The organism is Nocardioides asiaticus (genome assembly GCF_040049175.1).
Lineage (GTDB): Bacteria > Actinomycetota > Actinomycetes > Propionibacteriales > Nocardioidaceae > Nocardioides > Nocardioides cheoyonin.
The window spans coordinates 758,817-777,545 of sequence record NZ_JBDZDM010000001.1 but is presented as its reverse complement, the minus strand read 5'-3'; the positions used below and the strand labels follow the sequence as shown (position 1 = coordinate 777,545).

Sequence of the window (18,729 nt, the reverse complement as noted above, 5' to 3'; positions counted from 1 at the left end):
GATGGGTGCGCTTCTCGGGCTCGGGACGGGCCTCGGCCTGCTCCTGATCTGGTCGGCGTTCGCGGTGCCGCGGGTGCCGACACACGCCGCGCCGGAGTCCGGCCGGGTCGACCGGCTGCTCGCCGCGGCCGGCATCGGTCAGGTCTCCCCGACCAGCTTCCTCGCGCTGTGCGTCGTCTGCGCGGGCGCGGCGGCGGTGGTCGTCGAGATCGCCACCCGTACGCCGCCGATCGCCGTGGTCGCGGCCGTCGCGGCGGGGTGGGCTCCGGTGGTGATCCTGCGTAGCCGGGCGCGCAGGCGGCAGCGTGACCTCGCCGAGGTGTGGCCGGAGGCGGTGGACAACCTGGCCTCGGCGGTCCGCGCCGGCATGGGGCTGCCCGAGGCGGTCGCCGGCCTCGCCGTCCGCGGCCCGGAGCCGCTGCGGCCGGCCTTCGAGCGGTTCGGCGCCGACTACCAGCTGTCGGGCCGGTTCGGCGAGTCGCTGGACCGGCTCAAGGAGCACCTCGCCGACCCGGTCGGCGACCGGGTGGTCGAGGGCCTCCGGGTCGCCCGCGAGGTCGGCGGCGGGGAGCTCGGGCGGCTGCTGAGGAACCTCTCGGCCTACCTCCGCGAGGAGCTGCGGACCCGCTCCGAGCTCGAGTCCCGGCAGGCCTGGGCGGTCAACGGCGCCCGGCTCGCGGTCGCGGCGCCGTGGATCGTGCTCGCGTTCCTGTGCTTCCAGCCGGCGGTCATCCACCGCTACGCCTCGCCCGCCGGGGCCGTGGTCATCGGTGCCGGAGCCGTGGTCTGCGTCGTCGCCTACCGCGTGATGATGCGGATCGGCCGGCTGCCGACGGAGCGCCGGATCCTCCGCTCGGTCGACGAGCAGGCGGGGGCGGTCCGATGAGCCCGCTGCTGTGGGGCATGGTCCTCGGCGGCGCCGCAGGTGCGGGGCTGCTGCTCGTCGTGGCCCGGGTGCGCGCGATCCGGCGGCCCCAGCTCGCGGTCCGCGTGCTGCCCTACCTCCGCGACCTGCCGCAGGCCGATCGGCGCTCGCCGCGCGAGGCGCCGACGGGTGCGGTGGCCGGCGTCTTCGGGCCGTTCCTGCGGTCCGCGGCGGACGGCGTCGAGCGGGTGCTCGGCGGCGCCGCCTCGATCCAGCGCCGTCTCGACCGTGCGGGACTGGCGACGACCGTCCACGAGTTCCGCGTGGAGCAGGTGCTCTGGGGCCTGGCCGGATTCGGACTGACGGCGGCGTACGCCCTGCTCCTCCAGCTCCGCGGCGGCGGCAGCCCGGTCGCGTCTCTCGTGCTCTGCCTGGTGGCGTTCGCGGCCGGGGTGATCTGCCGCGACTCACGGCTGACCGCCCAGGTGCGGCAGCGGGAGCGGCGGATGCTCGCGGAGTTCCCGACCGTCGCGGAGCTGCTCTCGCTCGCGGTCGCGGCCGGCGAGGGGCCGGTGCCCGCCCTCGACCGGGTCGTACGCCGCAGCGCCGGCGAGCTCAGCCGCGAGCTGGCCCGCGTGCTCGCCGACATCCGTACCGGCTCTCCGGTCCAGGAGGCCTTCGACGTCCTCGCGGCCCGCACCGGCGTACCCGCCGTGGCCCGGTTCGCCGCCGGCGTCGCCGTCGCCGTCGAGCGCGGCACTCCGCTGGCCGACGTGCTCCACGCCCAGGCCGCCGACGTACGCGAGGCCGGGCGCCGCGAGCTGATCGAGGTCGCGGCCCGCAAGGAGGTCCTGATGATGCTGCCGATCGTCTTCCTCGTCCTGCCCACCGTCGTCTTCTTCGCGCTCTGGCCGGGAGTCATCGGGCTCCACCTGAGCACGAACTGACCCACCGTCCCGCTCCTCGCTCGGAAGGACCCACGATGAACCCCCTCCTCCTGCTGATCCGGGTCCAGCTGACCCTGGTGGCCGCGCTGGCCCGCCCGCGTGATGACCGCGGTGACGTCCCGGGCTGGGTGATGGTGACGGTGATGACCGCCGGCATCTGCGCGGTGCTCTACGGCGTGGCCAAGGACCAGCTCGCCGACATGCTCCGGTCGGCGCTCAACCAGGTGAAGTAGTGGCCCGACGCACGCAGCGCGGGGCTGCCGTCGTCGACTTCGTCCTGGTCATGGTCGTGCTCCTGCCGCTCGTGCTCGGGGTGATGCAGCTGGCCCTGGTGCTCTACGTCCGCAATACCTCGCGTCGGCGGCCGCCGAGGGCGCGAGGTACGCCGCGACCCTCGGCCACCGGCCGGCCGACGGCGCCGCCCGTGCGCGGTCCCAGATCACGGGCGTGCTCTCCGGGAGGTACGCCGTCGGCGTGACCGCACACCCGAGCAGCGTCGACGGGGCGCCGGCCGTCGCGGTGAGCATCACGGCCAAGGTCCCGGCGCTCGGGCTCGGCGGGCCGGCGGTGTCGTTCACGGTCAGCGGCCACGCGGTCCAGGAGCAGCGATGAGGCTCCCGGTGGATCGTCTCCGCGCCGCCCGCGGGGAGCGGGGGAGCGGGCTGATCGAGATGACCTGGATCGGCATCATCCTCCTCGTCCCGCTGGTCTGGATCGTGCTGTCGGTCTTCCAGGTCCAGCGCGCGGCGTTCGCGACCAGCGGCGCGGCTCGCGCGGCCGGCCGCGCCTACGTGCTGGCCGACACCGACGCCGAGGGCGCGGTGCGTGCCCGCGACGCGGCCAGCCAGGCGGTGCGCGACCAGGGCGCCGACGTCAGTGGCCTCGCGGTGAGGGTCCGCTGCTCGCCGTACCCCCACGCCTGCCACAGCGGCACCTCGGTCGTCACGGTCACCGTCACCGGTCGCGTCACGCTGCCGCTGCTCCCGGCCATCCTCGGCGGCGGGGCGCCGAGCTTCCACCTCGACGCCTCCCACACCGTCCCCGTGGGGCAGTACCAGGAGATCCGCGATGCGGCCCGCCGCTGACCCCGGGCGCCGCGGGTGCCGCGGCGACCGCGGCTCGTCGCTGCCTCTGGTCATCGGCTTCATGGCCGTTCTGCTGATCCTGGTGGCGGTCGTCGTGGACGCCAGCGCGGCGTACCTGCGGCGGCAGAGCCTCGACACCCTCGCCGACGGCGCCGCCCTGCGCGGCGCGGATCTCGGTGCCGAGGGCACCCAGGTGTACGCCGGCGGCGTGACCGGCCAGCGGCTGCGGCTGACCACGGGGTCGGTGAGCCGCGCCGTCCGCAGCTACCTGCGGGAGGTCGGCGCCTACGGCCGCTACCCCGGCCTCACCGTCTCGGTCGCCGTGGACAGCGGCGCCCGTCAGGTCGCGGTGCACCTCTCCGCGCCGCTCGACCTGCCGCTCACCGTCCCCGGCGCGCCCGGCAGCGCCCGCGTCGGTGCCGAGGGCTCGGCCGCCGTGACCATCGATCCCGACGAATGAGGCCCGCGCCACGCGGTGACGTACCCTTGATCCTCGTGGCAGGCCCCGACTTCGACACCGAGATCAAGCAGCTCCAGGCGACGATGCACACCATCGAGCAGGTGCTCGACCTGGACGCCATGAAGGCGGAGATCGCCGATCTCCAGCAGCAGGTCTCGGCCCCCGACCTGTGGGACGACCAGGCCAACGCCCAGCGGGTGACCGGCCGGCTCTCGCTGCTGCAGGGCGAGCTGGAGCGCTTCGAGCAGCTCGACGGCCGCGTCGAGGACCTCGGCGTCCTCGTCGAGCTCGGTCAGGAGGAGGGCGACGCCGAGTCCCTCGCCGAGGCGGAGTCCGAGCTCGGCCGGCTCAAGAAGTCGGTCGAGGCGCTCGAGGTCCGCACCCTGCTCTCCGGCGAGTACGATGCCCGCGAGGCGCTCGTCACGATCCGCGCCGGGGCCGGCGGCGTCGACGCGGCCGACTTCGCCGAGATGCTGATGCGGATGTACGTCCGCTGGGCCGAGCGCAACAAGTACCCCGTCGAGGTCTTCGACACCTCCTACGCCGAGGAGGCCGGCCTCAAGAGCGCCACGTTCGCGGTCCACGCCCCCTACGCCTACGGCACGCTCTCCGTCGAGGCCGGCACCCACCGGCTGGTCCGGATCAGCCCGTTCGACAACCAGGGCCGCCGGCAGACCTCGTTCGCCGCGGTCGAGGTGGTCCCGGTGCTGGAGCAGACCGACGAGATCGAGGTCCCCGAGGAGGAGATCAAGGTCGACGTCTACCGCTCGTCCGGCCCCGGCGGCCAGAGCGTCAACACCACCGACTCCGCGGTGCGCCTGACCCACATCCCGACCGGCGTGGTCGTCAGCTGCCAGAACGAGAAGTCCCAGCTGCAGAACAAGGCCGCCGCGATGATCGTCCTCAAGGCCAAGCTCCTCGCCATGAAGAAGGCCGAGGAGGAGGCCCACCTGCGCGAGCTCAAGGGCGACGTCGCCGCGAGCTGGGGCGACCAGATGCGCAACTACGTGCTCAACCCGTACCAGATCGTCAAGGACCTCCGCACCGGCTACGAGACCGGCAACCCGCAGGCGGTCTTCGACGGCGAGATCGACGGCTTCCTCGAGGCCGGCATCCGCTGGCGGCGCGGCGCCGAGAAGGCCGACCAGAACTGACTCGCAGGACGTCATACGCCTCTGGCGGTGGACGGTCCCCGTCCGTATGACGTCCCGCAGCGGCCCGGAATGATCGCAGGGCGGCGGCCCCCATCCCTAAGGGCCGCCGCCCTGCTTTCGTGGCCGCTCCTGCGCTGCTCTGACCCAGCGGGGCGGCGGGCCGGCCGCGCTGCTCTGACCCAGCGCGGACGGCGGGCCGACGTCGGTGGCAAGCACTCCCGCGGGTGTGGGGGAGGCGTACGGCGCCGGCGGTCTGTGACTCCTCAGGCGGTCTCCCTCCGCTGAGTGGGTGGCGCGCTCGGCTCGGGCGCGGTCAGTCCGGTGCCGAGGCCGAGCTCGGCGAGCAGGTGGGACCGCAGGGCGGCGTACGCCTCGGCGACCGGCGCCTGTCGCCCCGGCCCCGACCGGACCGTCAGGTCGCAGTGGATCCGGCCGTCGCGCAGCGTGACGACGCGGTCGGCGAGCGTGATCGCCTCGTGGACGTCGTTGGTGACGACGAGGACGGCGGTCCGGTGGTTCTCGCAGACGGTCCGCAGCAGCCGGTGCAGGCCGCGCTGCGTGAGCGCGTCGAGCTGGCGGAACGGCTCGTCCGCGAGAACCAGCTCGGGGTCGGCCGCGAGCATCCGTGCGATCGCGACCCGGTGCTGCTCACCGGGGTCGAGGTCGCCGGGCCAGGCCAGCTCGCGGTCGGCGAGGCCGACCTCGGCGAGCGCACGGCGGCCGCGGACGAGGGCGTCGTACGTCCCCAGCGGGCTGGTCACGTTGTCGAGCACCCGCCGCCAGCCGAGCAGCCGCGGGTCGTCGCCCAGCACGGCGATCTGCTCGGGGAGCCGCAGGGTGCCGCTGCCGACCACCTCCTGGTCGACGCGGGCGAGCGCCCGGAGGAGCGTGCTCTTGCCGCTGCCGCGGCGACCCATCAGGCCGACGATCTCGCCGGCCCTCAGGTCGAGGTCGACACCGGCGAGGACGCCGCCGGTCGGCGTGAAGCTGCGGCACAGGTCGCGGACCCGTGCGACGCTCTCGGCCGGGTCGTACGTCGGGTGGTGGGTCGCACCTCCGCGCAGCTCGTCCATGCCCTCTCCCCGCGCACCTTGCGATTAAGTCAACTGGAATACTAGACAAAAGGAGCTGGGAACGGAAGCCGAACGGCCCGGCGCGTCGGGAGATTTTGCCGGGGGTGCCGACGACAGGGGTCAGCCGGCGGCCCGCGCGACCGCGAGGCACCAGCTGCCCGCGCGGGAGGCGACGGTGGCGGACGGCTCGGACCTGCGGCCGGTCAGCTCGCAGCTGAGCCAGGCGTCGCCGAACAGCCCGCGCACCGAGACCGTCGAGCGCGTGGCACCGCAGGAGAACGCGACCGACGGGTTCCCGTAGGGCAGATCCCGCTCGGGCCGGCAGCCCTTCGGGACGGTGTGTGCCATGTGCCGCGCCCACGCGCGGGTGACCGGCGGCGCGAACACCCACGCCCGCGCCTGGGCGCCGCGGGCGCCGGACCAGGTGCAGCCGTACTCCTGCGCGACGTCCTTGACCGAGTCGGTCAGCTCCGCCGAGTCGCCGTCGCCGTACGACGACGCCCTGGTGGCCTTGCTGCCCAGTGCCGCCTCCACGTCGGCGCTGTCGACCCGGTCGCAGAAGGCCTCCCGGCGTACGACCAACGTGGTCGTGTCGACGTCGGAGAGGGACTCGGTCGACGCGGTCGACTCCGAGGTGGCCGCCGGCTCGTCGCCGCCGTTCGGGGAGTGGAGCGTGACGCCGATCCCGACGCCGATGGCGGTGACCGCCACCGCGCCGACCAGGGTCTTGGTCTTCGCTGACACGCGAACGAGGGTACGTGCCCATGGGGGCATGGCTCCCAATCGAGAGGCCGCGGCAGCCGGGGGCCGGATCCGCGGATGGGGAAGGGCGCCCACCTGTCGACTACCCTCAGCCCGGTGATTCGCTTCGAGAAGGTCACCAAGACCTACCCCGGCACGACCAAGCCCGCGCTGGAGCAGGTGTCGGTCGACGTGGAGAAGGGCGAGTTCGTCTTCCTCGTCGGCCAGTCCGGATCCGGCAAGTCGACCGCGCTGCGGCTCGTCCTGCGCGAGACCCGGCCGACGGTCGGCCGCGTCTACGTCGCCGGCAAGGAGATCAACCGGCTCGCCGGGTGGAAGGTGCCGCGGCTGCGCCGCGACATCGGCACCGTGTTCCAGGACTTCCGGCTGCTGCAGAACAAGACCGTCGCCGAGAACGTCGCCTTCGCGATGCAGGTGACCGGCCACTCGCGCCACGAGATCGCCCAGCGGGTTCCCGAGACCCTCGAGCTGGTCGGTCTGGACGGCAAGGGCGAGCGGATGCCCGACGAGCTCTCCGGCGGTGAGCAGCAGCGCGTCGCGATCGCCCGCGCGTTCGTCAACCGGCCGATGATCCTGATCGCGGACGAGCCCACCGGAAACCTGGACCCGGCCACCTCGGTCGGGATCATGAAGATCCTGGACCGGATCAACCGGACCGGGACCACCGTCGTGATGGCCACCCACGACGCCGGCATCGTCGACCAGATGCGCAAGCGCGTCATCGAGCTCGAGTCCGGTCGCGTCGTACGCGACCAGTCCCAGGGCGGCTACGGCTTCTAGGCGACCGCGCCGCCAGGCGCGCCCGCCGTACCGTCCGCGAACCACGTCACGAAAGTCCCACACCACTCCATGCAGCTGCGCTACGTCTTCACCGAGCTCCGGCAGGGGCTGCGTCGCAACCTGTCGATGCACCTCGCCGTGGTGCTCACCCTCCTCGTCTCGCTCACCCTGGCCGGCATCGGGCTGTTGCTGCGGCAGCAGGCCGACCTGACCGAGGAGGTCTGGGGCAACGAGCTCCAGATCACCTTCTACCTCTGCAACGGCGTCGACGACCGCAACGCCGGCTGCACCGGTGCCGTCGACGACTCGCAGAAGAAGGTCATCCAGAAGGCCCTCGACGACAACCCGTACGTCGACTCGTACGACTTCGAGAACCAGGCCCAGGCCTACGAGCGGTTCAAGGCGATCTCCGACAAGAGCAACTGGTCGGGCTCCGACCCGGTCGTGCGCCAGTCGGACATGTGGGAGTCCTACTGGGTCACGATGACCGACCCCCACAAGGCCTCCGAGATCGTCGAGGCGGTGGCGGGGCTCGACGGCATCGATCACGTCTCCGACAACCACGAGACGATAGGCCCGGTGCTCAGCGCGATCGACGGGCTCCAGACGGCCGCGCTGATCGGGGCCGTGCTGCTGGTCATCGCGGCGCTGCTGCTGGTGGCCAACACCATCCGGCTGGCGGCGTTCGCCCGCAGACGCGAGATCGGCATCATGCGGCTGGTCGGCGCCTCGACGCTCTACATCGCGCTGCCGTTCCTCCTCGAGGCGCTCGTGACGGCGGTCGTCGGCATCGTCCTCGCGGGAGGTGCGCTCGCGCTGGTGATGTGGCTGGGCGTCGTACGCCGGCTGTCCAACGCGCACTGGACGCACTGGGTCGGCTGGCACGAGTACGCCGTGTCGCTCCTCATCGTGGCGATCCTCGGCGTCGCGCTCACGCTCATCCCGACACTCCTGCTCACACGCAAATACCTCAAAGTCTGAGCCGCGTCGCTTACGGTCGATCCGTTCCTCACCAGATCGGGCACGACCCCGAACGAACAAGCGGAGACCGACGGTGCGTCCCTTCCCCCGTGCCGCCCGCCGCCGTGCGATTGCCGGCGGGCTCGTCGCTGTGGCGACCATCGCCCTGGCGGCGCCCGGCGCGGACGCCGAGGACCACCGTCACCAGCTGGAGCAGAAGCAGAAGCACGTCCACGCCCAGCAGAAGCAGGCCGCCCACGACCTCGACGAGTCGAGCGCAGCGCTCCGCAAGGCCAGCGCCGCGCTCCGCACCGCCTCGGCCCGGCTGACCAGGGCCAGGTCCCACCTGGACGAGGTCAACGGCAAGCTCGCGGTGGCGCGCCGCGCCGACGCCAGGCTGAGGCGCGAGCTCGCGGAGAAGCGCGAGCAGCTCCGCGAGGCGCGCTCGGCCCTCTCCGAGGGGAAGAAGGACGTCGAGGACCAGCGCGACGAGCTGCGTGACCACGCCCTCGACACCTTCAGCCAGGGCGACCCGGCGCTGCAGCAGCTCTCCGCGCTGATGGGCGCCGGCTCGCTGGAGGACCTCACCCGCCAGCAGGCGTACGGCGACGCGGTGACCGGCACCCAGGACAACACGCTGCAGCGGCTGCAGGCGGCGCAGGCGGTCCTGACCGTCCGCGAGCAGGACGTCTCGGACGCGACCGACGCCGTCGCCGCCAAGGAGGACGAGGCGGCCGAGAAGGTGGCGGAGGTCAAGAGCCTGCGCCACGACGCGATCCTCGCCCGCAACCAGGTGCTCGTCCTCTTCGACGACCGCAAGAAGGCGGCGAGGGCCGCCGCCCGGGTCCGCGCCCACGACCGCGCCGTGCTCGCCCGCCTCCAGAAGCGCGAGGAGGCGATCCGCAAGCAGATCCTGAAGCTGGCGGCGAAGGCGGCCAACCGGCACGTCTCCAACCTCGGCGGGATGTTCGCGACGCCCGTGCTCAACACCTACATCACCTCGCCGTACGGCTGGCGCGAGCACCCGATCTACCACTACTGGGGCCTCCACAACGGCGACGACCTGCACGCGCCGTGCGGGACGCCGGAGCGGGCGATCGACACCGGCAAGGTGATCGCGACGTACTACTCCAGCGTCTGGGGCAACCGGCTCTACCTCAGCCTGGGCAGGATCAACGGGCACTCCTACGTCGCCGTCTACAACCACATCTCCGCCTACAAGGCCCACGTCGGCCAGGTGGTCGGACGCGGCGACACGGTGGCGTACGCCGGCACCACGGGCTGGTCCACGGCGTGCCACCTGCACTTCACGATCCTGCGCGACGGCAACCCGGTCGACCCCGCCCGTCTCATCGGCTTCTAGAATCCTCGACCGATGAAGGTCCTCGTCTCCGGCGGTGCCGGCTACATCGGCTCGCACACCGTCCTCGCCCTGATCGCCTCCGGCCACGACGTGGTCGTCGTCGACGACTTCGCCAACAGCAAGCCGACGGTGATCGCCCGCTTGGAGACGCTCGCCGGCCGGCCGATCCCGGTGCACGCCTTCGACCTCACCGACGTCGACAAGACCGAGCGGCTCTTCGACGCCGAGCGGTTCGACGCCGTCGTCCACTTCGCGGGCTTCAAGGCGGTCGGGGAGAGCGTGGAGAACCCGCTCGACTACTACACCAACAACCTCGGCTCGACCTTCTCGCTGCTGCGCGCGATGGCCCGCCACGACGTACGCCGGCTGGTCTTCTCCTCCTCGGCCACCGTGTACGGCGACGCGCCTGTGCCCTACCGCGAGGACCACGAGCCGCTGACGGCCGCCAACCCGTACGGCTGGACCAAGGCGATGCAGGAGCAGGTCTTCCGGGATGTCGCGCCCGCCCACGGCCTGCGGATCGCGCTGCTGCGCTACTTCAACCCGGTCGGCGCGCACCCCTCCGGGATGATCGGCGAGGACCCGCAGGGCAGGCCCAACAACCTGATGCCGTTCATCGCGCAGGTCGCCGTCGGCCGGCGCCCCGAGCTCGAGGTGTTCGGCGACGACTACCCGACCGCCGACGGCACCTGCGAGCGCGACTACATCCACGTCGAGGACCTCGCCCGCGGCCACGTCGCCGCGCTCGAGCACCTCGACGCCATGGTTGAGCCGGTCCGCGCCTTCAACCTCGGCGGCGGGGTCGGCACGTCCGTCCTCGAGCTCTTCCACGCCTTCGAGCGCGCCGTCGGCCACGAGCTGCCCTACCGCGTCGTGGGGCGGCGTCCGGGTGACCTGCCGGCGTACTGGGCCGACACCGCCCGCGCCCGCGAGGAGCTGGGCTGGGTGGCCGAGAAGACCATCGACGACATGTGCGCCGACACCTGGCGCTGGCAGCAGCAGAACCCGAACGGCTTTCCCGACGCCTGAGGAGCGGTGGTCGAGCCGGTCGACCGCTTGACGTGACGCGCGCCACGCCGACAGTGTCGGCGCATGGCGATCGCTGCTGATCTGGTGAGGCGGGGTGCGGCGAGGTACGCCGACCGCACGGCCGTGCTGTCCGGGGACGAGTCACTGACCTACCGCGAGGTCGACGAGGCGGCGAACCGGATCGCCGGCTTCCTCGCCGCACACGGTCTCGGCAAGGGCGCGCGGATCGGCCTGCTCGTCGGCAACGGGCTGTGGTCGGTGCCGCTCGACTTCGCGTGCATCAAGGGCGGTCTCGTCCGGGTGCCGCTGAACGCGCGGCTCTCGGTGCCCGAGCACGAGCGGATGCTCCGGGACACGGGCGTCGCCTGGCTGGTCCACGCCCCGGAGCTGACGAGCGTCGCCGAGGAGCTCCTCGGCCGCGTCGACGGGCTCTCCGCGATCGGGCTCGGCGCGTCCGGCGCCGGCGGCGGCCCGGACCTGCTGGCCGAGGCCGCCGCGCTGGCGCCGACAGACCCCGCCGTACCCCTCCAGGCCGACGACCCGATGCTGCTCATCTTCACCTCGGGCACGACCGGCCGGCTCAAGGCGGCCACCCACACGCAGGGCTCGTGGGCGGCGATCGCCACCAACATCCTGGCCAACCTCGTCGACCCGGGCCGCGACTCGGTGATGCTCCACGCGGCCTCGCTGATCCACGCGAGCGGCACGTTCGTGCTGCCGTACTGGCTGCGCGGCGGCGCCTCCGCGGTCCTGCCGGGCTTCGAGCCGCGGGAGTTCATGGCGGCGATCGAGCGCTGGTCGGTCACCGAGATCAACCTCGTCCCGACCATGCTCGGCATGCTCTTCTCGACCGGGGTCGCGACGTCGGGGGACGTCTCCTCGCTCCGCACGGTGGTGTACGGCGCAAGCCCGATGCCGCGGCCGCTCATCGAGGAGGCGATGAAGGCGTGGGGCCCGATCTTCGTGCAGTACTACGGCCAGACCGAGGCACCGCTCTGCCTCACCGTCCTCGACAAGGAGGACCACCTCGACGAGACCCTGCTCGGCTCGTGCGGCCACCCGTCGGTCGACGTGGAGGTCAGGCTCGTCGCCGAGGACGGCGGTCCGCTCGGGGCCGGCGAGATCGGGGAGCTGTGGATCCGCGCGCCGTTCCAGATGTCCGGCTACCACGAGGCGCCCGAGCTCAACGCGGAGATGCTGACCCCCGACGGCTGGATCCGCACCCGCGACATGGGCCGGGCGGACGAGCGCGGCTACCTCTACCTGGTCGACCGGCGCAGCGACATGATCGTGACCGGCGGCTACAACGTCTATCCGCGCGAGGTCGAGGACGCGCTCGCGACCCATCCCGCGGTCGCGGAGTGCGCCGTCGTCGGCGCGCCGGACGAGACCTGGGTCGAGGCGGTGACCGCCTTCGTGACGCTGCGGCCGGGGGCCTCCGCGACCGAGGACGAGCTGCGGGCCGTCTGCCGCGAGCGGCTGGCCGGCTACAAGGTGCCCAAGCGCGTCGTCTTCGCCGACAGCCTGCCGAAGTCGGCGGTCGGCAAGATCCTGCGCCGTGCGCTGCGCGACCCGCTGTGGGAGGGCCGATGAGCGCGGTCTCCGTGGAGCGGAACGGTCCCGTCGCCACCGTCGTCCTCGACCGTCCGGCAGCCCGCAACGCCGTCGACCGGCCCACCGCCGAGGCGCTCGCCGACGCGCTGCGTGGGTTCGACGCCGACGACTCGGCGTCCGCCGCCGTGCTCTGGGGAGCCGGCGGCACCTTCTGCGCCGGCGCCGACCTCAAGGCCGTCGGCACCGCGGGACAGAACCGGCTCGACCCCGACGGCGACGGACCGATGGGCGTCACCCGCCTGGAGCTGTCCAAGCCGGTGGTCGCCGCGATCGAGGGGTACGCCGTCGCCGGCGGTCTCGAGGTGGCGCTGTGGTGCGACCTCAGGGTGGCCGCGGCGGATGCCATCCTCGGTGTCTTCTGCCGGCGCTGGGGCGTGCCGCTCATCGACGGCGGCACCGTCCGGCTGGCGCAGGTCGTCGGGCGGGGGAGGGCGCTCGACCTCGTCCTCACCGGCCGCCCGGTCGGGGCCGAGGAGGCGCTCGCGATGGGGCTCGTCAACCGCGTCGTACCTCCCGGGCAGGCCCGCGCCGCCGCGGAGGAGCTGGCCGCAGACCTGGCGGCCTTCCCGCAGACCTGCCTGCGCAACGACCGACGCTCGCTGCTCCACGGCCTCGGCCGGCCGACGGCGGAGGCGATGGCGTACGAGTTCGCGGTGGGGATGGAGTCGCTCGCGGCCGACGGCGTCGAGGGCGCCGGCCGGTTCGCGGGCGGCGCCGGGCGCCACGGGGCGTTCTGAGGCTTTCAATGCCGTTGCTCCCACCTGCGACAATGGTGGGATGCCGAAGGAGCAGGGCCGCAAGATGGTCGCGCAGAACAAGAAGGCGCGCTTCGACTACCACATCGAGGACACCTTCGAGGCCGGTCTTGTGCTGACCGGGACCGAGGTGAAGTCGCTGCGGCAGGGGCGCGCCTCGCTCGTGGACGGGTTCGTCGACATCGAGCGCGGCGAGGCCTGGCTGCACGGCGTCCACATCCCGGAGTACTCCCAGGGCACCTGGACCAACCACTCCGCGCGCCGCAGGCGCAAGCTGCTGCTCCACAAGGCCGAGATCGAGAAGATCGACCGCCGCGTCTCCGAGAAGGGCCTCACCGTCATCCCGCTCTCGCTCTACTTCAGCGACGGCCGGGCCAAGGTCGAGATCGGGATCGCCAAGGGCAAGAAGTCGTGGGACAAGCGGCAGACGATCGCCGAGCGCACCGCCCGGCGCGAGACCGAGCAGGCCGTCGGACGCCGGCTGAAGGGACTGCGTGACTGACCTGCGCGCCGTCTCGGGCGACGCCCCGGACGTGCGCGCCTGGTGGGAGCGCCACGACCTGCCCGGGCTGTTCGACGTCCACGTCCACTTCATGGCGCCACCGGTCCAGCGGGCGGTGTGGGAGGTCTTCGCGCTCGCCGAGCACCACCCGAAGCTGGGCCGGCCGTGGCCGATCCGCTACCAGCTGCCCGACGAGGAGCGGGTGGCGCTGCTCCGCGACTTCGGCGTACGCCGCTTCTCCGCGCTGGCGTACGCCCACAAGCCCGGAGTGGCGACGTTCCTCAACGCGTGGGCGCGCGACTTCGCCGTACGCGTGCCCGAGTCGCTGTGGTCGGCCACGTTCTATCCCGAGCCCGAGGCGCCGGCGTACGTCGCCGACCTCCTCGCCGACGGCGTCGAGGTCTTCAAGGTGCACGTGCAGGTGGGCGAGTTCCACCTCGACGACCCGCTGCTCGACCCCGTCTGGGGACTCCTCGCCGAGGCCGGCACGCCCGTCGTCGTCCACTGCGGCTCCGGCCCGGTCGGCAACGACTACACCGGCCCCGAGCCGCTCGCCCGCGTCCTCGCCCGGCACCCACGGCTGGTCGTGATCGTCGCCCACCTCGGGGCGCCCGAGTACGCCGACTTCATCGCCCTCGCCGAGCGCTACCCGCGCGTGCGGCTCGACACGACGATGGCGTTCACCGACTTCTTCGACGCGATCGACGCGTTCCCCACCGACCTGCTGCCGCGCCTCGCCGACCTCGGTGACCGGATCCTGCTCGGCACCGACTTCCCGTCGATCCCCTATCCCTACGTCCACCAGCTCGACGCCCTCGAGCGGCTCGGCCTCGGGGAACAATGGCTCCGGGCGGTGTGTTGGGACAACTGCGTCGCCCTCTTCGGCGCTGGTTGAGGAGGTCGCGCAGCGACCGTCTCGAAACCGGTTCGGGGTCTGTCGGTCCCGCCCGCTAAGATGGCACGCGCACAACTCAAGAGGGGCTGATCGGTTTCGACTTGGGACGTTGGTCCCAGGGGAAGCGGGTCGAGGAGCCAGCGTCATCTCGTTAACGATCGCTGGAAACCAATAACTGCCGACAACAAGCAGTCGTACGCTCTCGCCGCCTGAGCGGTGACCGTACCGTCAGTCAGGGCATCCGTCTCCGTCCCTGAACCTGGCGTCGACTAGGAGACTCACCCACCAGCTCTCGTCGGAGGGGCGGTGGGGACAACAATCCGACTGAGTCCGTCGGTGACGTGTCTGTGCGAGCGCCGGGACTGAGAACACGACATCGCAGACTGCACCCGGAGAAGACCTGGTACGACGCTCGAGGACCGGGGTTCGATTCCCCGCAGCTCCACTCGGCAAGGCCGTGTGCTCGCGCTTCGCGCTCGCCACGGCCTCGTTAGTTTCATGGCGGCGCTCCGCGCCGCTGCGGGGGACTTCGTCCCCCGCACCCCCTCCTCACGGGGCTGGGGTTCCGGGTTCGTACTCGTCGTCACGGGCCAGTGTGGCCTTGTCGTCCGGTCTTCAGGCAAGGGCCAGGAACAGCTTCTCCATCTTCGCGAGGTCGACGCTGTCGGCCTCGCCGCCCTCGGCGAGGCAGTGCTGCAGGCCGGCGGCGACGATGGCGTACCCGCTCCTGCTCAGCGCCTTGTTGACCGCGGCGAGCTGGGTGAGGACGGACTCGCAGTCGGTGCCCTCCTCCATCATCCGGATCACGCTCCCGAGGTGTCCGTGGGCGCGCTTCATCCGCAGGATGATCGCCTTCATCTCGTCGGGTGCCAGGTCCACGCTCGTCTCCTTCTCACGACCTACGGCCCGCGGGCCTACGACGCCTTCTGTGAGTTCGCGGATGCACTGGAGCCGGGCGAGAGCCGGGCCTGACCGGACCCGACCTGAGGAGAGACGACATGTGCCGACCAGTCCGCTGCAAGACCTGCGGGAAGACCACCTGGGCCGGTTGCGGCCAGCACGTGGCGCAGGTCCGCGCCGGCGTACCCACCGACCAGTGGTGCCCCGGCCACCCCGACGAGCCGGCGACCGGCCTGCTCTCGAGGCTGTTCCGCCGCTGAGACTCGCCGCAGGCCAGCCCACCACGGCAGGCCGCGGCGGATAGGGTGTCGCCACCATGCGCCTCGGAAGCCTGCTCGCAGCCCTGTCCCTGATCGGCCTGGTGGCGCTTCCAGGCGTCACCGAGGCGGCGCCGCCAACGGCGAGCCTGACGCTCACCGCGACGCAGGCGTACGCCGGCAGCGACTCGACGCTGAGGGTGACCGCGACGACGGGCGACGGCGATCCGCTGGCGGATGCCGCGCTGACCCTCGAGCGCCGTACCGACGGCACCTGGAGGAAGGTCGCCGAGCTGACGACCGACGGTCAGGGTCGGGCGACGGACAAGGTGAAGGTCTGGAAGGACCCCGCCGGCAACGTCGTCCGGGTGACCTACAGCGACCCCGACGCGGGCAAGGCGACCGCGACGAAGACGCTCCCGCTGAAGAAGCGGGTCGGCGTGCTGTCGCTGACCGGCCCGGGCAAGGTCGTGGACGAGAGGTCGGCAACGCTCACCGTCCGCTGGCGCACCGGCGCCGGTGACCCGGTCGCCGGCGTCGTACGCATCGACCGGCGCTATCCCGGCGGGAAGTGGCGGACGGTGACGAGGGTCCGCACCCACGCGAAGGGGGTCGCCCGCTTCACGGTGCGCCCCCGGCTGGACACCTCGTGGCGTGCGAAGGGCTCCATGACCTGGGTCGCCTGGGACACCAGCGCCGTGCACAGGCTCGACAACGTCCCGCCGGGCAGGCCCGTCGCGCTGCCCGCCAAGGCACCGAGGCCGCGCCGGCACCCGGGCGCCCAGGCGCACGCGGTGGGCGCCGGCCCGCACGCGGTGATCAGCCGCATCCCGAACCGCATCTGGCGGCAGATGACCGGGATCTCGTGGCACAGCGGGTGTCCGGTCGGCCGCGCCGGCCTGCGGCTGCTGCGGATCAACTACTGGGACTACTCCGGCTACCGCCGTCGGGGCGAGCTGGTCGCGGCCGCCGGGGCGATCGACAACATGGCGGGGGCGCTCTCCGAGATGTATCGCAAGGGCTACCCGATCCGCTCGATGTACCGCGTCGACCGGTTCGGCTACTCCAAGCGGTCCCACGGCGGCAACGACTACGCCTCGATGGCGGCCGGCAACACCTCCGCGTTCAACTGCCGCGACGTCACCGGCCGGCCGGGCGTCCGCTCGCCGCACTCCTACGGCCGGGCGCTCGACGTGAACACCTGGGAGAACCCCTACCGCTCGGCGCAGGGGATCGTCCCCGACCGGTGGTGGCAGTCCCACTCCCACCCGCGGGTCGCCTGGCGGAGCGCCAAGCACCCCGTCGTACGCATCATGGCGCGGCACGGCCTGAGGTGGACCTACGGCCTCGGCGACACCCAGCACTTCGACGTCACCGTCAACGGCCGGCCGCTGGTCGTGCCCGGCTGCGAGGACGTGGTCTGCGACTAGCCTGCGGACATGAGCGACTGCGTCTTCTGCGACATCGTGCAGCGTCGTACGCCGGCGGAGATCGTGGTCGAGGACGAGCGGTTCCTCGGGTTCCTCGACCGGCGGCCGGTCCAGAAGGGTCACGTCCTGCTGGTCCCCAAGGAGCACGTGGTCACCCTGCCGGACCTGCCGGCGCAGCTGCGCGACGGGTTCCTCGCCCACGGGCAGCGGCTCGCGGCGGCGATGGTGGAGGGGCTCGGCGCCCAGGGCAGCTTCGTGGCCGTCAACAACGTCGTGAGCCAGTCGGTCCCGCACCTCCACCTCCACGTCGTACCGCGGACGCGCGGCGACGGGCTGCGCGGCTTCTTCTGGCCGCGGCACGCCTACCAGGACGGCGAGGCGGAGGAGTACGCCGGCCGGCTGCGCCTGGCCCTGGACTGATCTCGTGGACCAGCCGACCGGGCCCGGCGCAGCGTCGGGTCAGGACGCGGGCGGGATGTTCTGGTTGACGTGGAACACGTTGCCCGGGTCGTAGGTCCGCTTGACCTGCTGCAGCCGCTCGAAGTTGCCGCGGTAGGAGGCCCGGACCCGGTCGGCGCCCTCGTCGCCCATCAGGAAGTTGACGTAGGCGCCCCCGGCCGAGGTCGGGTGGAGTGCGGCCCAGTACTCCTTCGTCCACGCGGTGATGAGCGGAGCGCTCGCGGGGTCGGGGTCGACGCCGACGATGACGCCGGACCAGCCGCCGTCGCGGTAGGGGAACGCGGTGGCGGTCTCCGGGACCCGGGCTGCCGCGCCGTCGATCGGGTAGAGGTGCATGGTCGACTGCCCGGTCGGCAGGCGGCGACCGAACTCCTCGTGCACGGCGATCGCCTCGTCGGAGATCTCCTGGAAGACATCGGCGCGCCAGTACCACTGCAGCCCCTTCGGGTAGAGCGCGTCGAAGGCGCTCTGCAGCATCGTGAACGGCATCTCCTGGAGGCCGACGACCAGCGGCGAGCCGAAGTCGCGGACGGGGGCGAGGACCTCGTCGGCCCGGTCGTGCGGCCCGATGTAGCACCACACGATCGCGCACGACTTGCGGCCCCACAGCTCCTCGGGGAACGGCGGCGCCGGCGGGATGGTGATGAGCCCGAGCCACCCGTTGAGGTCCTCGGGGAGCGAGGGCTGGAGCTCGCGGTACCACCGCAGGACGTCGCCGGTGTCGGCGATGTCGTACAGCACCGGTCCGCCGATGACGTTGCCCGTCTCGCCCACCGGGTGGCAGCGGAAGGTGAAGCTGGTGACCACCCCGAAGTTCCCGCCGCCGCCCCGCAGCGCCCAGAACAGGTCGGAGCGCTCGGTCTCGTCGGCGTGCACGGCCGAGCCATCGGCGAGGACGACCTCGGCACCGATGAGGCTGTCGATGGTGAGCCCGTAGCGCCGTGTCAGGTAGCCGGTGCCTCCGCCGAGGGTCAGCCCGCCGACGCCGGTCGAGGAGATGAACCCGGTCGGGGTGGCGAGGCCGTGCGGGACGGTGGCGGCGTCCACCTGGGACCAGGTGCAGCCGCCGCCGACGACGACGGTCCCTGCCGTCGGGTCGACGTCGACCGTGTCCAGGCCGGCCAGGTCGATGACCAGCGCGTCGTCGGCGACGCCCAGGCCGCCGGCGTTGTGTCCGCCGCCGCGGACGGAGATCGTCAGGTCGTGGGCGGTGCCGAACCGTACGGCGGCCGCCACGTCCTCGGCGTCGTGACACAGCGCGACGGCCGCGGGTCGCTTGTCGATCATCCCGTTGTAGACGGCGCGCACGTCGTCGTACTCCTCGTCGGTCGGCAGGACCAGCCGGCCGTGGAGCCGCCCGGCCAGCTCCTCGTACGGCGGGGCCGCGTGGGTCTGCTCTGTCGTGGTCATGGAATCTCCCTCCCCGTCTCCGGGTGCGT

23 protein-coding genes and 1 other RNA gene are annotated in these 18,729 nt (G+C 72.4%); 20 read left to right on the top strand and 4 right to left on the bottom strand.

From position 1 onward, the window contains the following. Position 1: 1 nt before the first annotated feature. From ABLE53_RS03780 to prfB, 8 genes are read left to right on the top strand one after another with little or no spacing between them, the layout of a single operon-like run. Positions 2-886, top strand: a complete 885-nt coding sequence (locus ABLE53_RS03780) for a type II secretion system F family protein (protein WP_348857307.1) — start codon at positions 2-4, stop codon at positions 884-886. Next, the gene (locus ABLE53_RS03775; protein WP_348857306.1) at positions 883-1,812 is read left to right on the top strand and encodes a type II secretion system F family protein; all 930 of its coding nucleotides are present in this window, start codon (positions 883-885) and stop codon (positions 1,810-1,812) included. The genes ABLE53_RS03780 and ABLE53_RS03775 overlap by 4 nt, the downstream gene beginning before the upstream one ends. A 35-nt stretch (positions 1,813-1,847) precedes the next feature. Further along, entirely contained in the window at positions 1,848-2,045 is a 198-nt protein-coding gene (locus ABLE53_RS03770; RefSeq protein ID WP_348857305.1) for a hypothetical protein, read from the top strand. Continuing rightward, on the top strand, positions 2,045-2,290 hold the full coding sequence (locus ABLE53_RS03765) for a TadE/TadG family type IV pilus assembly protein (RefSeq protein ID WP_348857304.1): 246 nt from the start codon (positions 2,045-2,047) through the stop codon (positions 2,288-2,290). Before ABLE53_RS03770 ends, ABLE53_RS03765 begins: the two co-directional genes overlap by 1 nt. Then, positions 2,287-2,424 (top strand): hypothetical protein, encoded by a 138-nt coding sequence (locus tag ABLE53_RS03760; protein ID WP_348857303.1) that lies wholly within the window; start codon positions 2,287-2,289, stop codon positions 2,422-2,424. Before ABLE53_RS03765 ends, ABLE53_RS03760 begins: the two co-directional genes overlap by 4 nt. Then, positions 2,421-2,897, top strand: coding sequence for a hypothetical protein (locus ABLE53_RS03755; RefSeq protein WP_348857301.1), 477 nt, complete (start codon positions 2,421-2,423; stop codon positions 2,895-2,897). The genes ABLE53_RS03760 and ABLE53_RS03755 overlap by 4 nt, the downstream gene beginning before the upstream one ends. Beyond that, positions 2,881-3,357, top strand: a complete 477-nt coding sequence (locus tag ABLE53_RS03750; RefSeq protein ID WP_348857299.1) for a pilus assembly protein TadG-related protein — start codon at positions 2,881-2,883, stop codon at positions 3,355-3,357. Before ABLE53_RS03755 ends, ABLE53_RS03750 begins: the two co-directional genes overlap by 17 nt. Positions 3,358-3,392: 35 nt before the next feature. Then, entirely contained in the window at positions 3,393-4,511 is a 1,119-nt protein-coding gene (gene prfB / locus ABLE53_RS03745; RefSeq protein WP_348857298.1) for a peptide chain release factor 2, read from the top strand. A gap of 263 nt (positions 4,512-4,774) precedes the next feature. On the opposite strand, the gene ABLE53_RS03740 is transcribed toward prfB, so the two are convergent. After that, the gene (locus ABLE53_RS03740) at positions 4,775-5,584 is read right to left on the bottom strand and encodes an ATP-binding cassette domain-containing protein (RefSeq protein WP_348857297.1); all 810 of its coding nucleotides are present in this window, start codon (positions 5,582-5,584) and stop codon (positions 4,775-4,777) included. Positions 5,585-5,704: 120 nt separating this feature from the next. After that, the gene (locus tag ABLE53_RS03735; protein WP_348857296.1) at positions 5,705-6,328 is read right to left on the bottom strand and encodes a hypothetical protein; all 624 of its coding nucleotides are present in this window, start codon (positions 6,326-6,328) and stop codon (positions 5,705-5,707) included. Positions 6,329-6,442: 114 nt separating this feature from the next. Between ABLE53_RS03735 and ftsE the strand changes: the two genes are divergently transcribed. From ftsE to ssrA, 9 genes are all read left to right on the top strand, one after another. Beyond that, entirely contained in the window at positions 6,443-7,126 is a 684-nt protein-coding gene (gene ftsE, locus ABLE53_RS03730) for a cell division ATP-binding protein FtsE (protein WP_348857294.1), read from the top strand. A 69-nt stretch (positions 7,127-7,195) separates the two neighbouring features. After that, positions 7,196-8,107: a permease-like cell division protein FtsX gene (gene ftsX / locus ABLE53_RS03725; protein ID WP_348857293.1), complete on the top strand. Its 912-nt coding sequence runs from the start codon at positions 7,196-7,198 to the stop codon at positions 8,105-8,107. Between the two features lie 73 nt (positions 8,108-8,180). After that, the gene (locus tag ABLE53_RS03720) at positions 8,181-9,449 is read left to right on the top strand and encodes a peptidoglycan DD-metalloendopeptidase family protein (protein ID WP_348857292.1); all 1,269 of its coding nucleotides are present in this window, start codon (positions 8,181-8,183) and stop codon (positions 9,447-9,449) included. A 12-nt stretch (positions 9,450-9,461) separates the two neighbouring features. Further along, complete coding sequence (galE, locus tag ABLE53_RS03715) at positions 9,462-10,478, top strand: UDP-glucose 4-epimerase GalE (protein WP_348857291.1); 1,017 nt, start codon at positions 9,462-9,464, stop codon at positions 10,476-10,478. Positions 10,479-10,541: 63 nt separating this feature from the next. Further along, positions 10,542-12,071 (top strand): class I adenylate-forming enzyme family protein, encoded by a 1,530-nt coding sequence (locus tag ABLE53_RS03710; RefSeq protein WP_348857290.1) that lies wholly within the window; start codon positions 10,542-10,544, stop codon positions 12,069-12,071. Next, positions 12,068-12,829 (top strand): crotonase/enoyl-CoA hydratase family protein, encoded by a 762-nt coding sequence (locus ABLE53_RS03705; protein WP_348857289.1) that lies wholly within the window; start codon positions 12,068-12,070, stop codon positions 12,827-12,829. The genes ABLE53_RS03710 and ABLE53_RS03705 overlap by 4 nt, the downstream gene beginning before the upstream one ends. 40 nt (positions 12,830-12,869) lie before the next feature. Further along, entirely contained in the window at positions 12,870-13,349 is a 480-nt protein-coding gene (gene smpB, locus ABLE53_RS03700; protein WP_348857288.1) for an SsrA-binding protein SmpB, read from the top strand. Then, positions 13,342-14,244: an amidohydrolase family protein gene (locus ABLE53_RS03695; protein WP_348857287.1), complete on the top strand. Its 903-nt coding sequence runs from the start codon at positions 13,342-13,344 to the stop codon at positions 14,242-14,244. The genes smpB and ABLE53_RS03695 overlap by 8 nt, the downstream gene beginning before the upstream one ends. Positions 14,245-14,326: 82 nt before the next feature. Next, positions 14,327-14,692: a transfer-messenger RNA gene (gene ssrA, locus ABLE53_RS03690) on the top strand. Between the two features lie 167 nt (positions 14,693-14,859). Here the strand turns inward: ssrA and ABLE53_RS03685 are convergent. After that, positions 14,860-15,123: a metal-sensitive transcriptional regulator gene (locus ABLE53_RS03685; protein WP_348857286.1), complete on the bottom strand. Its 264-nt coding sequence runs from the start codon at positions 15,121-15,123 to the stop codon at positions 14,860-14,862. A gap of 119 nt (positions 15,124-15,242) precedes the next feature. On the opposite strand from ABLE53_RS03685, the gene ABLE53_RS03680 reads away from it, so the two are divergent. The 3 genes from ABLE53_RS03680 to ABLE53_RS03670 are packed head-to-tail and all read left to right on the top strand — an operon-like array spanning position 15,243 to position 17,251. Then, entirely contained in the window at positions 15,243-15,404 is a 162-nt protein-coding gene (locus tag ABLE53_RS03680) for a hypothetical protein (protein ID WP_348857285.1), read from the top strand. Between the two features lie 56 nt (positions 15,405-15,460). Then, entirely contained in the window at positions 15,461-16,831 is a 1,371-nt protein-coding gene (locus ABLE53_RS03675; RefSeq protein ID WP_348857283.1) for a M15 family metallopeptidase, read from the top strand. A gap of 9 nt (positions 16,832-16,840) precedes the next feature. Continuing rightward, positions 16,841-17,251 carry an HIT family protein gene (locus ABLE53_RS03670; protein ID WP_348857282.1) on the top strand — a complete coding sequence of 137 codons (411 nt, stop codon included), beginning with the start codon at positions 16,841-16,843 and terminating at the stop codon, positions 17,249-17,251. A gap of 39 nt (positions 17,252-17,290) precedes the next feature. Here ABLE53_RS03670 and ABLE53_RS03665 read toward each other — a convergent pair whose 3' ends face one another. Further along, the gene (locus ABLE53_RS03665) at positions 17,291-18,700 is read right to left on the bottom strand and encodes an FAD-binding oxidoreductase (RefSeq protein WP_348857280.1); all 1,410 of its coding nucleotides are present in this window, start codon (positions 18,698-18,700) and stop codon (positions 17,291-17,293) included. Between the last annotated feature and the right edge of the window lie 29 nt (positions 18,701-18,729).

Coding starts and splice junctions, on each gene's coding strand:
- ABLE53_RS03780 (WP_348857307.1), top strand. CDS start 2: ATGGGTGCGCTTCTCGGGCTCGGGACGGGCCTCGGCCTGCTCCTGATC.
- ABLE53_RS03775 (WP_348857306.1), top strand. CDS start 883: ATGAGCCCGCTGCTGTGGGGCATGGTCCTCGGCGGCGCCGCAGGTGCG.
- ABLE53_RS03770 (WP_348857305.1), top strand. CDS start 1,848: ATGAACCCCCTCCTCCTGCTGATCCGGGTCCAGCTGACCCTGGTGGCC.
- ABLE53_RS03755 (WP_348857301.1), top strand. CDS start 2,421: ATGAGGCTCCCGGTGGATCGTCTCCGCGCCGCCCGCGGGGAGCGGGGG.
- ABLE53_RS03750 (WP_348857299.1), top strand. CDS start 2,881: ATGCGGCCCGCCGCTGACCCCGGGCGCCGCGGGTGCCGCGGCGACCGC.
- ABLE53_RS03740 (WP_348857297.1), bottom strand. CDS start 5,584: ATGGACGAGCTGCGCGGAGGTGCGACCCACCACCCGACGTACGACCCG.
- ftsX (WP_348857293.1), top strand. CDS start 7,196: ATGCAGCTGCGCTACGTCTTCACCGAGCTCCGGCAGGGGCTGCGTCGC.
- galE (WP_348857291.1), top strand. CDS start 9,462: ATGAAGGTCCTCGTCTCCGGCGGTGCCGGCTACATCGGCTCGCACACC.
- ABLE53_RS03710 (WP_348857290.1), top strand. CDS start 10,542: ATGGCGATCGCTGCTGATCTGGTGAGGCGGGGTGCGGCGAGGTACGCC.
- ABLE53_RS03705 (WP_348857289.1), top strand. CDS start 12,068: ATGAGCGCGGTCTCCGTGGAGCGGAACGGTCCCGTCGCCACCGTCGTC.
- smpB (WP_348857288.1), top strand. CDS start 12,870: ATGCCGAAGGAGCAGGGCCGCAAGATGGTCGCGCAGAACAAGAAGGCG.
- ABLE53_RS03680 (WP_348857285.1), top strand. CDS start 15,243: ATGTGCCGACCAGTCCGCTGCAAGACCTGCGGGAAGACCACCTGGGCC.
- ABLE53_RS03675 (WP_348857283.1), top strand. CDS start 15,461: ATGCGCCTCGGAAGCCTGCTCGCAGCCCTGTCCCTGATCGGCCTGGTG.
- ABLE53_RS03670 (WP_348857282.1), top strand. CDS start 16,841: ATGAGCGACTGCGTCTTCTGCGACATCGTGCAGCGTCGTACGCCGGCG.
- ABLE53_RS03665 (WP_348857280.1), bottom strand. CDS start 18,700: ATGACCACGACAGAGCAGACCCACGCGGCCCCGCCGTACGAGGAGCTG.